A 16,253-nucleotide genomic window follows, 5' to 3' on the forward strand; every position below is an offset into this window, starting at 1 on the left:
GCTAAATTCGATTTGGCGCAAAGTTAGTAAATTAATCGGAAGAAACAGAAAGGAAAGGTAATTTTAAATGTAAAAAAAACAATGTATTATATATTTTTAACAAAGAAAACTTGCAATAATAAATTATTACTCTTAATTTTGCATCGTGTTTTTCATGGTATTAGATTATTAAGGTTTAAGATTGGTTGTCGTGAGACAGTCAATCTTTTTTTGCTCCAACGGACAGTTGGGGCAATTTTGTTTATATTCGACAAGGCAAAACACGCCTGTCAGACCTATAAACCTCGCCTACCGAAAACTCTCTTCGCCCTCATCCACACCCGATTTCGGGATGAATTGATGCTGAGAAAAACACTATTCACAAGCGCACAAGGTAAGAGCTCCACGAGGCAATCAATCAGTCGTGATACGAAATTGCAACAGATTTGTCAAGTTGCTATTATTTCAGCCCTACTCCCATTTCACTCTTTGACTTAAATTGAGGTGGTATTATTCCAAGCCTACCTGTCTCCTGTCCTTTAACTACGGAGTTCGGAACACGCCTTGATTCAACTAATCCGTATCCCTTTTCCCAAAAATCCCAAGCATATAAAAACAAAAAATCCTGCAAATCAATGATTTACAGGAACTGTTTGTAGTCGGTACGAGAATCGAACTCGTATGCCAAGATTGAGAATCTTGTATCCTAACCGTTAGATGAACCGACCGAATGGCATCCCCAAAAGGGTGGCGGAAGGAGGGGGATTCGAACCCCCGGTACGCTTACGCGCACGGCAGTTTAGCAAACTGCTGGTTTCAGCCACTCACCCATCCTTCCAGTCAGGGCTCGTTTACCGAGTTGCCAAGCATCCGTTTTTTCAAATGCGTTGCAAAGTTAGTGTTATTTTTTCTATCCCACAAACTTTTAAAGGAGTTTTTTTACAAAAAATATTACAAGATGTGTGTTTGCATCAAGCCTCAACGAAAAGACCAAGGAGCTAAGACAGACAGATTATGATTCATTCGCGCTTCAGCCGTTCAAGCCACAGCCTTGATCTTCTGCCGAAACTCGGACACGCTCAAAGCAAACATTGTAAAAACAGATTACCAAAAATCGAACAATTTTTTTCTGCAATCCAGAGATTTTCAGGCGTTATAAGGATGGTTGAATTTCATTTTTCTGCCATTCGGCTACTCTTCAACCGAAGATTGCATTCCATTCTTGCGACAAACGCATTGCGTTCGTCGCAAGAACGAAAGATGACTGTGCGAAGATTTCACGCAAAAAAGAGGTTGAAAAATCGGATTTATTCGTCTGTTCGGGAAGTATTTCGGGCTTTGCCGATGCACACGCTCACACTAATTAGTCATAAACAACAGAATGATAACCTTTTACATTTGCACGTTAAAAACCTGCATATTTGAAAAACAAAAATATCTTTCTCAAAATAATCGAATTATGAAGGGACTTTTGTCAAGATTATTCACACGAAATCCTGTGCAGCAGACGGCTATCTGCCACACAGTTGTCTGTACGGACAATACTCACAGGTGCGCAACGTTTCGGTGGGTTTGAAAGGAATGTCCTTGTTGAATATCTCTTCCATCTTCGCTTTCAGCAGCGTAAAAAACTCATCGGCGTAGTCTTCGGCTCTGTCGATGCGTTTCTTGCCGAGCGAAAGCACCGGCGAATAGTCGTCGCCACCGGCGTGCTGTATGAAAAGCAGAGCCGGACTTACGGGCAGATGGGCGAGATTGTGTTCCTCGTCGTCGGTAGATTCTATGATGCTGTAAAGCAAAGCCTGAAGCGTGTAGTCGCTCTTCTTGTCGTGAATGTTGGCCGGATTAAAGATTTCCTCCACACTTCCGAGTTCCTTTGCCACCTTGTTGCCCGTCTTGTAGTCCACCACACGCAACCGAGGTCGGCTCGTTCCCGTTCCCACTTCGTCGAGCCTGTCCACACGTCCTCCTATCTTCAGTTTCTTTCGGGTGCCATTTACCTCGATTTCCACCTCTTTAAATATATCGAACTCGTGCTTTATGACGCGCATCGGCGCAATCCTTGCATCGAGACGGAGCAACTGTCGGAGATACTTCTCCACCACTTCACGGTTAATCAGTTGCAGACCATTGAGCTTAGGATGCTGCTTTGTGCCCTTTTTCTGAAGGAAAAGCTCGCGCGCAAAGGCTTCGGAAATCACGTCGTCGAAGGTGGATTGATGGTTGCCCGTGGTAACGGATTGTGCCGACTTGCCTGTTTTCAGCACATATTCTATATTTTCCCGCGTGATGACCTCACGAGGCAGCAACTGCTCGTACATCAGTTCGGCAGCCAGATGGAAGATGTTTCCGAAGACACGGCCGTCTATGTCGTCCTCGTCGCTGTCGTCGCTTTCCGCCAGTCCTCCTATGTATTTATAGTAGAACATCAGTTGGCAACGCTGATAGGTGTTGAGTGCCGTCGGCGAAAAATAGGATATCTCGTTGAGTTTCTCCACCACAACGGCGTCTTTCGCAATGTCGGTTGCAGTGCCCTGCATCGGTTCCTGTCCGGCTTGCAGTGCCAATCGGCGAATCGGCTGTCCGAGTTCCACCATCATCTGCAACATAAACCGGCTCATTTCGCCTGTCTTGCTGCCCTGTGTGGAGTTGTTGTAGAGTATGGTTACGTCCTTGGCACGCTGCAACAGACTGTGGAAATAATAGCTGTAAATCGCCACTTTGTTGTCGATGGTGGTAAGTTCGTAGGCCTTACGGATGAAGTGAGGGATAAACGACGTATCGTCTACGCCCTTCGGCATATTGCCCTCGTTGCAGGAGAGCAGCAGCACGTGGTCGAAGTCGAGATTTCGCGTTTCCAGCACGCCCATTATCTGCACGCCTCGTGCAGGTTCGCCGTGGAAGGGAATGTTTGTCGATGCGATGAGTTGGTTGAGCAGGCGTCTGAATATCGTGAAGTTGGCTTCCAAGTCGCCCGCAGCCATCAGTTCGGCAAGCCTGTTCAGCAGGGTGTACATTCGGAAAACAGACTCGCTGAACAGTTGGTCGTCCTGCATTCTGCCGTTTTTTGCAATCATCCGCACGATTTCAGACAGCCACGCAACGAATTGTTGGAGGTGTTGCCTGTCGTGCTCAACGTGTCGGAATATGGAGTTTTCGGCTGCCTTGATGTAATACTGCTTCGTGGAATTGAATTTGCGCAGCAGCGCATCGGCCTCATCAGTAATGAATTTTCCGTAAGGATGGCGCAGAACCCGGTTGATGTGGTGCAGCCGATAAGCATTTTCGCGCTGCGAATAACCCTCGGTCTGCAGATTGATGAGCTGCGCCACCATCGATGCTATCGGTGTTTGCTGCAACGGATAGCCCGTGGTTACGTTCACATCCTCTACGTTTTCGCCCGGAATACAATGTATCACGGTCTGTAAAAGATTCTCATCGCACATCACAATAGCCGTGCGCTTGCCGTCGAGATAGCGTTTGTTTTCCTCCAGCCAATGCGTGATGTAGCGTGCTTGGAGGTTTTCCGTCGGGGCAGAAATGAAGGTAATGTCTTTCTTTTCCTTAAAGTTGTTGTAGAGTTCTTCCTTTACCTCGCTGAGTTCGTTCGGGAAAATGCTCAGCCATTTACGGATATATGCGCCGGCTTCATTCATCGGCTGGAGATAATAGTCGTCGTAATCCCAGTAGAACAGAGCCTTGCCTTCCTTTCGCAAAGCCTTGAAGAGTTTCTGCTCAACAGTCTGCAACACGTTGAAACCCACGAAAATGTACTTTTCATACTGGTCGGGAAGGTTCTGACTTTCCACTACTTCGCGATACAACATACCTTCGTAGGCCAGATTCTGCGCACGGAGGCGTTCCTTAAAGTCTGTGAACACGGCGTGCAGCTTGCTCCATAGGTCGATGAACTTGCGGCGGATGCCCTCGTCGCTGCCGGTAAAGTTCGAGAAGAATCGCTTCAGCTCGGCCTTCTGCTCGTCTGTGAGATAGCTGACCGTGTCCAGTTCGTGGATATCCCTTATGTTTCTGAACACCAATTCGGCATCGGCCATATTCTTGTCTATGTCGTCGAAGTCGCCTAACAGCAGTTGTCCCCAACCATAGAACTGGTCGAGGTCTTCCGTGCTGCCCGTAATCTTGGTGTAACTCTTGTATAAATCGCACAGACTCTTGATGGGGTCGGCCACCGTAAACGTGGATTGCTGACGGAAAAGTTCGGAAATAGTGATGTAAGCAGGGCTCCACATAGGGCCTTCCGACAGCTTCGCCAGTTCGCTATTGAGGAAGAGCGAGGCGCGCTTGTTCGGGAAAACCACTGCTATGTGGGCGAGGTCGGTGCCGTGTTTCTGTATCAGGTCTTTTGCTACTTGCTTGAGAAATGTCTGCATAATTCTATCTTTTGGCTTGTGGGAAAACATCATTGGATTTGTGGAGGAACTTCATTAAGATTATGAAAATCTTTATTAAGCTTATGGGAAAAGTTCATTAAGACTGCGGAAGAACTTCATCTATCTGATTGCGCATCACATACCAGAGATAGCCCTTCACGTTTCGGTATCCCATCTTCGTGAGCATATTCATATATCCCCGCACCTGTTCGGAATATTCATCGCGGGGAATGCCGAACTTGAAGTCTACAACGATGGTTTCCTGTCCGTCTGTCATCACTCTGTCGGGCCGCCGCGATTCTACGGTTTCGGTTTCCTCATTGTACTCTATGATGGCACATTCGTTGAAAATCTTCCATTTCGGCGAGAACCAGTCGCGCACCTGTGGGGTGTCGATGGCTGTTTCTATCTTTCGGCGCAGTTCGCTCGTGGTCACCTCATCGTTGTAAATGATGCCTTCCTGTTCCAATTCGGCGAGCTTTGTAGGAATATCGTCGGTCGTATAGATGGTGGAGAAAAGCTGATGGAGAATATTTCCCACCTTTATATATCTGTCCCTGTCCGACATTTCCAAATCATCGCTCTCCACAAACTCCCTGCTTTTCCCGCTCTGCCTGAATCCGAGAATGTGTGGGAAAGTCTTGATTTCCACCTGAAAATTCGTTGAATCCACCAAGAAAGGATTGTCCTGACTGTTCTCCTTCGCCTTGTCCGTACCGTTTTCCAACTGTCCGTACTCAAAGATTATCGGTTCTTTTTCCGATGCCGGTTTGTCCAATACGCTGCCTGTGAGCCTTGCGGCAATGGCTTCCAAAGCCAGTTCCATTCCCTGCGAACGGTTGGATGTGCCCGGATTGGCCTGCTGTTCCTTGAAAGTCTTGTCCGTCATACGCTTACCCGTAACGAAAAGGTTCTTCGCAGCACGTGTGAACGCCACGTAAAGGAGGTTCATATTGTCGATGGTGTTCTGAAAATGCTCTTGCTTGTAGTCGTCCTCATACACCGTTCCCTGCATAGCATTCTTGGAAAAGTCCACCGGAACGAGTGGAATTTCGTTGAAAGGTGCTTCCTTTCCTTCCGTCTTACACCATATTATATTGCCTTTTTCCAGCGTCCAGTCGCAGAACGGAATGAGAACGTTGTCAAATTCCAGTCCCTTGCTCTTGTGAATGGTAATCAGTCTGATGCCTTCTATCTCGTCGCTCTGTATCGTCTTGGCGGAAAGGGTGCTGCTCCACTCCTTGATAAAGTCGTCTATGTCGGCGGGATGGTCGCGAAGATACTCGTTGAGCGTGTCGTAGAAGGTGCAGACATACGTATTCTGTCCTTTCAGCGTATCAAGATTGAAGAGTGTGAAAAGCTCATCCACAAGGTCGATGATAGGCATTCCGAGCAGTTTCTCCCCGTTTTTCACGAAGTTATCGGGAAGAGATTGGTTCAGTTTGCGCATCTGGTTCTCTTGCGACAGTCGTATCAGTTCCTGTTTCTCGGCCTTTGCCTTAATCTCTTCGTCGAACTTATTGAGATTCACAAGTATATCGCTGTCGGTAATGTTCTGTTTCAGCACCTTCTGCGTATAGGTTTTGGCGAGCTTTCCACGCGTGAGCAGGTCATCGGGATGCGTGAGCAGGTGGAGCGCATCAATGATAATGTTTACGGCGAGCGACGCATCGAGACGGAATGCCTCATCGGAAACAATGCTCACACGGCTGCCCAGACGCCTGACAAACGTGTCGGCAATGTCCTGTATCACGCCTTTTGAGCGCACCAATATGGCAATGTCTTTCTGTTTATAACCCTTTTCCAGCAGCATTTCAACCGTATTGGTAAGTGTTTCCAACACAGCTTCCCTGTATCCGTCCTTACTGCTCGGCAACAGTTCCATTCTCACGTAGCCGTGTCCATCTTTCCTATTCGGAATCTGCCTTACGTCCGCATAGGCTTTCCTCAACAGTTCCGAATCGGCAATGCCGTCGTTTTCCAGTTCGGCTACGGTGGTATTGATGACTTCTTCAAAGAAAACATTATTGAAGTTCACAATGTTCTCTTCGGAACGGAAGTTATGCTCCAGCGTCTGCACGTCCACCACCTCATCGTGGAAGCCCCGTGCATCAGGATTGTCAATATCGTTGAGCAGTTTCCAGTCGCCTTCGCGCCAACGATAGATACTCTGCTTGATGTCACCCACGATGAGGTTGCGGGATTCGGCCTGCGAGATGCAGTTGTCGAGCAACACCCTGAAGTTCTCCCACTGAATGGTGCTCGTATCCTGAAACTCGTCTATCATTATATGCTTCAGGCGTGCGCCGATTTTCTCGAAAACGAAAGGTGCATCGCTGTCGACAATGAACTTACGGAGCAGCGACTGCGTGTTGCTGAGCATAAACCTGTTGCTGTCCTTGTTCAGTTCGTCCACCTGATTGGCAATGGCGTTCAGCAAACGCAACTGCGACAGATGGGCAAGTGTGAGAATGCACGACTGGTATTCGCACCAACTGCCGATTCTTGCTTCTTCCAACTCCTTGAGCATTTCGCACAAATGCGACGATGCGAGGCTTACGACAATGTCCTTTTCGGCTGCCGGACACGATTTACTCACCCATTTTTCAGCTTTTTCAATGCAGCCCAACACGTATTTAGGGCTGTCTTCATTGCTGATTCTGCCAGTAGAACGCTTCACGATGTAGTCGTAAAGCCAACGCGTAAAGTAAGAGGAATCGTCCACACACGCATCACGAATCAGCCGGAGCATCTTCTGCGCAATGTCGTTCATCGATTTCTGAAGCTGATTTCGCTTTTTACGAAGCATATTCGTGTACTCCTTGAAGAAATCCTCATCGCCGAATAGTGCCTGCAAACGGTCTTTCTCGTCCTTGTAGAAGTCCTTGAAAATATTGAGACCGAAGTCCTTTATCTTCCCGATTACGTTCCATCCGAGGTCGTCTTCAATGCTCTTGTCAATGTAATCGCGAATCCATTTCAGCACATCCTGTCCCGGTTCAAGCCCTTCAATCATCTGGTCCACGGCGTTGTTTTCCACCTGTTCGTCGTTAAGGTCCACACGGAGATTGGCCGAAAGGTCAAGCTCGTGCGCCAGATTGCGGAGCACGTGCTGAAAAAAGGCATCAATGGTCTGCACACGGAAGTCGTTGTACTTATGAATGAGCAGCGACATTGCCGCCTTTGCGTTGTTCCGAATCACAATCTCTTCCAGTCCTGTCTTCTCCTTAACTTTCTCCAGATAGCTGTCCGACGATTCCAGCCCATTGGCAATGCCATAAAGCTGCGACAGGATACGCATTTTCATTTCCTGCGTAGCCTTGTTAGTGAAAGTAACGGCGAGTATTTTCCGATAATTCTCGGGATCTTTTACCAAGATTGAAATGTATTCCACGGCCAGCGTAAACGTTTTTCCCGACCCTGCCGATGCCTTATACACAGTGAGCGACTTGTTCATATTGCGTTCTTCAACTAATTTTTATGTAAAGTTAGCGATAAATTCCCGAAACGCCAAAACTTTTTTCACAGTTAAAGCCACATCTGTTGTCTCAACAATGAAGGCAACAGACGTAGCTTTATTGCATTTTCAAGAGAATAAAGACTGCAAAAGTCTATCTCTTCATCATCTTTTTTATACTGCCGTCTGAATATTTCACGATATTGATGCCGCGCACAGGTGCAGGTATCCGTTGTCCGTTGATATTATAATAGCCAACAACATCTGCGTTTCTCTCGTTGGACACCGTTCCGTCAATGGCAGTTGTTTCGTTAGCCACGAGGCGCAATACGATTCTTTCATTGGATTCCCCTGCTGCGTTCTTCACGATTTGAGACGGAATCACAAGGAAATACTCTATGTTTTCATTGAAGTTATAGAGCTGAACGGCACCGTCTGCATCACCTGCCCATACGTTTACCGATTTTTGGTCGGAGTTGAGCGTTACGTGCCAACTGCCGTCAGCCGTGAAAACGTTCGGATAGAATACTGCATTCTTTCTGAGCGTAACCTCCGGTGTTTCTGTCGCCACCGAAACTTCTTCGTCAAATGTAATCTTGAAAGTCATAGGCTTGTATCCCTCCATCACAGAACCGTCGCTCGGATCCGTGCCGACCGGACTTAAAACGCCCAGTTCGCTTTCCACAATGGCAAAGTATTCATCCCAATGCGCCTCCTTAAAAGCCTCGAAACAACCCTTCGGAACAACGAGTTCCACACCTGAAGCAATGTTGTAGAACGGGCTGTAATAATCTTCACTGTAATCAATTATTTCAGGAACTTTCTTTCCCTTATAAATCACTTTCGCCAATTTCGCATCGAAACCGAATGCAAGATTGTCTATCTCCTCTATTGAAGAAGGCAACGTTACAGTGATTAAATTCTCGCATTTGCCGAAAACTCCCTTGGAAAGGAGAGTTACATTTTCGGGAATTACAACTTCCGTCAATTTTGTTTCGGCAAATGCCTGCTGCCCAATAAAGGTAAGCGAGTTTGGAAGATCAACCTTGGTCGCCTTTATGCCGAAGAAAGAATGGTCGCCGATGGCCAACAATGTATTCGGAAGAGTAAGCTGCTCTATCTCGCTGCCCCAGCAGGCTCCACCGTTGATACCCACGCATTCATCTTCTACAACAAGATTTGTAAGCCCACGCATCAGCACCAGATACAACACCTTCTGCTTCTTTCCATAAAGTGCATTATTGTCTTTCAGATAAAAATACTCCGAGTTCGGGTCTACGGTTATCGAGGAAATAGAGGTTGCAGCCATAAAACTGTCGCCAAGTTTCTCCACGCTTGCAGGGATATTCACTGTGGTAAGACCAGAACAATTCAGGAAAGCCTCCGTTCCTATAGTCTTCAACTTGTTGGGAAGCGTTACATTGCTCATTTTTGCGCATCCCATAAATGCTGCATCGCCAATGGAAATCAGTTCTTCGGGGAGCGTCAGCGTCTTGAGAGCCGTACACTTGCTGAACGCTGCATTGCCGATTGTCTCGAGTGTCTTTGGCAAATGCAATTCAGTCAATTTCGGAAGATGATAGAATGCACCTGCCGCAATCGTTTTCAGACCGTCGTTAAACTTTATCCTTTCAAGATTAGAACAGCTCAAGAAAGCATTTTCGCCAATTTCAACAACCGATGTCGGAATTTCCAGTTCAGTTATTTTCGCCGACGAATAAGCCGATTTTCCTATCTTCTTTAAATTCTCAGGCAACTTTACCGTCTTGATTTCTGCATACTGGAAAGCCTTGTCTCCGATGCTTTCAATCGTAGAAGGCATATCCGCTGATTCTACCTTAGTCCACGAAAATGACTCTGCACCAATCGCCGTAACGGTATAGGTCTTGCCATTATTCTGCACTTTCTCAGGAACAACCACCGAAACCTCAACGCCATTATATTTCTGCGTTTCAACCGTACTCTCGCCAGTTATCAAATAGACAATCTGGTTTGACTCAAAAGTATCCTGTGCGCTTGCAAAAAGCGACAGAAACAGGAATCCAATAAGTAGAATTTTCTTCATAGATTTGATTATAGTAAATTAAATATTAAGTGATTAAAACACATCTCTATTTCTCGAACATTCATCAAGATTGTAAGGTGCGACATACAAACAACTTTCCATAATGAACCATTAAGCTTATCTACGGAAAAGGACTGCATCTAATCACACTTGACAAAGATACGACAAAAAATCAATATCATCATATCTTTCCACCAAAAAATATGTATTTACTATTTAAAACACCCAAATAATTCTGATTTGCCATAATTTTTAAAAACTCAAACTAACAAATATACGCACATTTCTATGAGCAATTATCTTCATTTCAACTTCAGCTCTTCATATCCCTTTTGTAGATAACAAATTATTACTATTCAATTCTCCTTGAATCAATGGACGCTCCTGTGTTCTTTTCTAAGTGGCTCCGAATTAATAAGCACAACACTACAATTAAAATTATAAACAACTGAAATCAATTATTTAAAACCATTCTTCATTCTTGCGAAGATTGCATTTCATTCTTCGCAAGAATGCAGGGCAATCTTCGGACAAATGGAATGCAATCTTCGCACATTTGCAAATCGCATTTCCGAAGCAGGTGTTCAGGGATTGATTGACAGAGTGAGGACGAAACTGAAACCGATAAGCAGAAGGTGTATGGAGAATAATAAAGAACTTCCGTCCGAGACTGCCTGCTCCTTATCAATACGCATTGAACCGTATATAAACAAGAAAGTGCATCATTGCTGATACACTTCAATGCGGTGCGTACGAGACTCGAACTCGTGACCTCCTGCGTGACAGGCAGGCATTCTAACCAACTGAACTAACGCACCTTGGTGCTGATAAAGAATGATAACTGCGGTGCGTACGAGACTCGAACTCGTGACCTCCTGCGTGACAGGCAGGCATTCTAACCAACTGAACTAACGCACCAAAATGATGGTCGCAAGCTACCATTTCTGTTTAGCGAGTGCAAAGATAGCAATTTTATTTATATTGACAAAGAACTGAACCTTTTTTTTATAAAAAAAATTGCATAACCACTGCGTCTTTAAATTCTCCCTGCACAAAGAACCAGTCCTTCAACTGGGCTGTTTCCCTGAAACCAACCGAAGCAAGGCATCTTATGGAGTCTTTATTGTCTGTGTCGATATAGGCATAGACCTGCCGCAGATGGAGCACCTTGCGGGAATGGTCCAGTATTTTCGTTATCGCCGACTGTCCGTAGCCTTTGCCGCGGTGTGCCTTCAATATGATTATGCCCAGTTCCGCACGCTGACTCCGTGGGTCGAAGTTCACTAAGTCGAGTACTCCCACCGTGATTCCGTCAGCATTGTCTATCAGGAGCCGCACCTGTCCGTCCTCGTAGATGTCGTTACGGGACGAGGCAATGTAGTCTCTCAGCACATACTTGCTGTAAGGAACATTGGAAACTCCGACGTTCCACGCCTCATCATTGTTTTCTATCTGATAAAGAAGCTCCAAATCCTCGGGTTCCATCGCACGGAGGCGCACCTGTACATTGTCGTTGTCCATCATCTCAGCACTTCTTTTGGTGTAATGATGCAACCCGTTCGGGCACTATACGTGCCTATCAGCACGTTGTGTTTGGGCGACTGGGAGAAGAACTCCAGTATCTGTTCGTATGAGAATGTTTCGGCATCATACACTATATAGTTCAGCCGCTTGGGGGCTATGATGTGTTCGAGCGTCCGGTGGCCTGCCGCTTTCAGCCTGTCGTCGGCAATAAGGAACTCGGAAGACAGTCCACGCCTGTCGGAAATCCGTCTGCAATCGTCTATTGCCGACCGACTGCCTATGAAAACATAGTTTGGAAAAGCCTCTCTGGATATTCTGACGAATCCCAGGGAACGGCTGGTTTTGTCGTAAAGCATCTGCATCAGGGAGACAAACGCCTTCAGATAGATGGCCAACTTGATAGGAATGCTGAGCAAAAGCGACATACCACTGTAATGCTTACGGAAGAATATCAGCATCGCATCGTAGAAAACGTGTACGTATCGGAAGCTCGACTTCTTGGTGCTTTCGCCTTTGTAATGCAGAATCGCAGCCGGGATATACCAGTTTTGGTATCCTCCTTTAAGAATCCTGTAACTCAAATCCACGTCTTCGCCATACATAAAGAAGTCTTCGTCGAGCAGTCCCACCTTGTCCAACGCCGAACGGCGCAGCATAAAATAGGCTCCGCTGATTACTTCTATGCGTCCCGGCTCGTCCCACGAAAGGTTGCCCATATAATAATGTCCGAACTTGGGATGATTGGGGAAATGCTTACACAGACCTATCATCTTGTAGAAAGCCACCTTCGGAGAGGGAAGTCCGCGCCGGCTTTCCATCGCCTTGCTCCCGTCGGCGTTCAGCATACGCAGCCCCAATGCGCCGGCTTCGGGATGGGAATCCATAAACTGCAGGGACTTTACAATGGTTGATTCTGCCACCAACGTATCGGGATTCAGCAGCAGCACGTATTCGCCCCTGCATTGTCTGATGGCGAGATTGTTGGCACGCGAGAATCCGAGATTATGGAGCGACGAAATGCACCTAACGTCGGGAAAACGCTGTTGGATATGTTCCACGGATTCGTCCTTGGAATGGTTGTCCACGACGATGATTTCGGCATCAACGCCCTCTATTGCGCGCTTCACGCTCAGTATGCACTGCTCGAGAAAGAACTTTACGTTGTAGCTTACGATGATAACACTCAGTTTCATAACTCCTTGATCAAGCTGTTTTGTTGTTATCACCCGCACCCGTTCTCCCGTTTTCTCCGAATGAAGTTTCGCGTTTGCACCGGTCTTCCGAAGGATATACAAAATAGAGAGCAAGGAAAAGCACCACGGCAAGATAGAAGAATCCTACTTCCGAACCGTAAAGATAATAGAAAAGAATGTTCAGCACCAACGGAACGCAGAGCATCAGCATCCTTACCGAAGCCCAAAGGATATATATTCCCTCAGACCGTGCGCCCACAACGGATTTCTTCACGATGCCGTTGCGCAGCAGATAAAGCCCGGTGGGAATCACGAAGAGCGTTGTAAGCTGCATAGCCATCTGAACATAATAGAGCGAACCGTGCCCCGACAGGCTGCCGGGCATCAGCAAACCGAATTCGAATGCTATCACAATGAGCAGCGTCAATAAGATTGCCGCTGCCAGTTCTCCTAAAAGTATTTTCCTACTTTTATTCATTTTTTTTTGCCATCAAGTGTCAAGCGTCGTGCGGTTGAGGATGCTTCTGCCCAGCGTTATCTCATCGGTGTACTCCAATTCGTCGCCGACGGAAATACCTCTTGCAATAACCGACAGTTTCACCTGCGTATCCTTGAGCTTGCGCGATATATAAAAATTAGTGGTGTCGCCCTCCATCGTGCTGGCCAGAGCCAATATCACTTCCCGGACGTCATTAGTCTTAACGCGTTCCACCAACGAATCGATCTCCAAATCATTGGGACCAATCCCGTCAATCGGCGAGATAATGCCCCCGAGGACGTGGTAAAGCCCGTTGAACTGCTGGGTGTTCTCGATTGCAAGCACGTCCTGAATATTCTCCACGACACAAATCAGCGACGCATCGCGCCGTTCGTTGGAACAGATGGAACACACATCGGTGTCTGAAATGTTATGACACACCTTGCAATACTTCACGTCGTGGCGCAGCCGCGAAATGGAATCCACGAAAGCCTCCACGTCGTCGGTCGTGTCTCTCAGTATATGAAGTGCAAACCTGAGAGCCGTTTTCCTGCCTACTCCGGGCAAGCGCGTGAGTTCATCAACTGCCTTTTCGAGCAACTGCGACGGATATTGCTGCATATTTTATCGAACGGTATTAATCGTCGAAGAGATAAACGCCCACACCTATCTTGAATCCGATGGTGGAATAGTCGGAATCGTTGAACGAATGGTCGTAGTAGACAGCCGGCTCTACCGTTACCGAACGGTTGATGAAGAATGCGTAGCCCACTTCCGCGCCGGGCATAACGTCGTTGTAGTTGTGGTTGGCGTGGATGAACTTGGCATTTGCGCCGAGATACAAGCCGTTCTGCGTGATGTAGTAGCGTGCGCCGGCACCGGCCATAATGTGGTCGGCCACAGCTTCCGAGCCGTTATGGTTTGCGCTCAGCATTCCGAGCACCATTATGTCGTCCCACAGGAAATAACCACCCTTTGCTTCCAAGCCGAAGTTGAATCCGTCGCGGCCGTTATAGTGCAGGTCAAGTCCCGTAAGAGACGCTCCCACATAGCCTTTACCCTCCTGAAACTGCGCATTTGCAGTCAGAACCATCATTAAAGCTGTTACCAGCATTGCCAATTTCTTAGTCATACGTTATAATTTTTGATGTTAATATTCCAACACGTATAAAGTATTCTATTTATAAGAGTATAACGAAAACAAACGCTGAATAGTATTTTGAAACGAATCAAAACGACAGATTGAAATGTTATAATTAATCTTATAATCCAAGACAAAGGTAGTGCAAATATTTGGATTACAAAAATTATTACCTATCTTTGTAACGCAATCGCTCAGGCTAACTGCCTGTCAAACATATATGTACAAAGAAAAAACGATGAAGAAAATATTCTGTGCAGCCATCATAAGCTGTCTGGCTCTCAACGCATTTGCCCAATACGGCTACAACGCAGTTCCATTCAATATAAACGGCACGCCGAAGAATGAGATAAGGGCAGTATGGCTCACCACGCTTGCCAATCTCGACTGGCCAAAGACCCACGCAACATCAGAATACACCATAGAACAGCAGAAGCGCGAACTTACCGACATTCTCGATAAATACGCAGCAGCCAACATAAACACCGTGCTGCTCCAGACACGTGTGCGTGCCGCAACCATCTATCCTTCGTCCATCGAGCCTTGGGACCAGTGCATTACCGGACAGGAAGGCGGCAATCCCGGATTCGGCTACGACCCTTTGAAGTTCGCAGTCGATGAATGCCACAAGAGAGGTATGGAACTCCACGCGTGGATAGCTGCCATACCCGTCGGCGCATCGAAATCATTGGGATGCAGAATGCTGAAACAGAAAGGATTCAGCATAAGAAGCTACTCAACAGGCTCTTACGTGAACCCTGCCGACCCGAAGATAGCCGACTATCTCGCCGAAATCTGCGGAGAAATCACACGAAACTACGATGTAGACGGCATCAATCTTGACTACATACGATATCCGGACGGATGGCCGAAGCCGAGCAACAGAGACGGAGATACGCCCGACGACAGAAGATACAACATAACAAAGATTGTCAAAGCCATTCACGACAAAGTGAAAAGCATCAAGCCGTGGATAAAGATTTCCTGTTCGCCAATCGGCAAGCATTCCGACCTGAGCCGATACTCCTCAAAGAACTACAACGCAAGGGAGCGTGTATCGCAAGACGCACAACTGTGGCTCGAGAAAGGATATATGGACCAACTCTACCCGATGCAGTATTTCAGGGGCGACAACTACTATCCCTTCTGCGCCGACTGGATGGAAAATTCAGACGGAAAGGACGTTGTTACCGGTCTCGGCACTTACTTTCTCGACCCTCGTGAAGGCAACTGGACGCTCGGCGAACTGAAAAGACAGATGCACGTGAGCCGTTCGCTCGGAATGGGGCACGCCCATTTCTGTTCCAGATTCCTTACCGAGAACCTCCAAGGGGTCTACAACTTCGAGAAGGAATTCAATTCAAACCTCGCCCTTCCTCCCGCAATGACGTGGATGGGAAAGCGAAAGCCCGCAACGCCCACCTACGACAAGCGGCTGAACGACCTGAAAACCATCGGCAGCGACAACAGGGTTTCGCTCTCGTGGTCGGGAAATTCTCCTTATTATAATATATACGCAAGCTACAACTACCCCGTAGACATCAGCGATTCACGCAATCTTGTCTTCGCCCGATTCAGCGGCAACAGCCTTTCCTTTACCGAAAAGGGACACCACGACCTGCATTTTGCCGTTACATCAATGGACAGATTCGGCAACGAAAGCTCTGCGCTGCAAGAGTACAAGGCGAGCTACGAAGAATTTGAAAGCCATTTCATCGAGAACGACGGCAAAACGCTCCACCTTTCAAAGCAGGCACAGCGCATAGACATCGACTACTTTGAAATCAAATCCCTGTCGGGCAACACCATCAGACGCATCTATCCAGTCGCAAAGCGAATGCAGGTCGATATTTCTCTCCTCCCCAATGGTGTCTACACCGTTTACGGGCACTCCAAGAAAAAGGACATCAGCCACCGCCTGGGCTATTTCATCATCAAAAGATAGTGCGTGAGGGAGGAATGAACGCCCAAAATGAGAAATCACACATACAGTCTGTTATCATCATCTGATGATGACGGACTACA

Annotated in this window: 9 protein-coding genes and 4 tRNA genes; 1 reads left to right on the plus strand and 12 read right to left on the minus strand. The window is 47.0% G+C overall.

Translation table 11 applies throughout. The annotated features are described in order from the left end of the window. Positions 1-635: 635 nt before the first annotated feature. The 12 genes from P150_RS0102710 to P150_RS0102765 all read right to left on the minus strand — a co-directional run bounded on the left by P150_RS0102710 (position 636) and on the right by P150_RS0102765 (position 14,219). A tRNA-Glu gene (locus P150_RS0102710) sits at positions 636-707 on the minus strand. Positions 708-727: 20 nt separating this feature from the next. After that, positions 728-817 (minus strand) — tRNA-Ser (locus tag P150_RS0102715). Between the two features lie 673 nt (positions 818-1,490). After that, a complete protein-coding gene (locus P150_RS0102720; protein WP_028896383.1) occupies positions 1,491-4,370 on the minus strand; it encodes a PD-(D/E)XK nuclease family protein in 2,880 nt (959 codons plus the stop codon). A 97-nt stretch (positions 4,371-4,467) separates the two neighbouring features. Next, on the minus strand, positions 4,468-7,827 hold the full coding sequence (locus P150_RS0102725) for an exodeoxyribonuclease V subunit beta (protein WP_028896384.1): 3,360 nt from the start codon (positions 7,825-7,827) through the stop codon (positions 4,468-4,470). Positions 7,828-7,981: 154 nt separating this feature from the next. After that, on the minus strand, positions 7,982-9,892 hold the full coding sequence (locus P150_RS0102730; RefSeq protein ID WP_028896385.1) for a leucine-rich repeat domain-containing protein: 1,911 nt from the start codon (positions 9,890-9,892) through the stop codon (positions 7,982-7,984). A 744-nt stretch (positions 9,893-10,636) separates the two neighbouring features. Then, positions 10,637-10,710: transfer RNA gene (locus P150_RS0102735), tRNA-Asp, on the minus strand. Positions 10,711-10,736: 26 nt separating this feature from the next. Beyond that, a tRNA-Asp gene (locus P150_RS0102740) sits at positions 10,737-10,810 on the minus strand. An 87-nt stretch (positions 10,811-10,897) separates the two neighbouring features. After that, entirely contained in the window at positions 10,898-11,416 is a 519-nt protein-coding gene (locus P150_RS0102745; RefSeq protein ID WP_028896386.1) for a GNAT family N-acetyltransferase, read from the minus strand. After that, the gene (locus tag P150_RS0102750; RefSeq protein ID WP_028896387.1) at positions 11,413-12,609 is read right to left on the minus strand and encodes a glycosyltransferase family 2 protein; all 1,197 of its coding nucleotides are present in this window, start codon (positions 12,607-12,609) and stop codon (positions 11,413-11,415) included. Before P150_RS0102750 ends, P150_RS0102745 begins: the two co-directional genes overlap by 4 nt. Before the next feature lie 10 nt (positions 12,610-12,619). Further along, positions 12,620-13,087: a hypothetical protein gene (locus tag P150_RS0102755; RefSeq protein ID WP_028896388.1), complete on the minus strand. Its 468-nt coding sequence runs from the start codon at positions 13,085-13,087 to the stop codon at positions 12,620-12,622. A 12-nt stretch (positions 13,088-13,099) separates the two neighbouring features. Beyond that, positions 13,100-13,708: a recombination mediator RecR gene (gene recR, locus P150_RS0102760; protein WP_028896389.1), complete on the minus strand. Its 609-nt coding sequence runs from the start codon at positions 13,706-13,708 to the stop codon at positions 13,100-13,102. 16 nt (positions 13,709-13,724) lie between these two features. Continuing rightward, the gene (locus P150_RS0102765) at positions 13,725-14,219 is read right to left on the minus strand and encodes an outer membrane beta-barrel protein (RefSeq protein ID WP_028896390.1); all 495 of its coding nucleotides are present in this window, start codon (positions 14,217-14,219) and stop codon (positions 13,725-13,727) included. 229 nt (positions 14,220-14,448) lie between these two features. On the opposite strand from P150_RS0102765, the gene P150_RS0102770 reads away from it, so the two are divergent. Then, complete coding sequence (locus P150_RS0102770; protein ID WP_051617474.1) at positions 14,449-16,173, plus strand: glycoside hydrolase family 10 protein; 1,725 nt, start codon at positions 14,449-14,451, stop codon at positions 16,171-16,173. Positions 16,174-16,253: the final 80 nt, after the last annotated feature.

This window comes from Prevotella sp. HUN102 (assembly GCF_000688375.1).
Lineage (GTDB): Bacteria > Bacteroidota > Bacteroidia > Bacteroidales > Bacteroidaceae > Prevotella.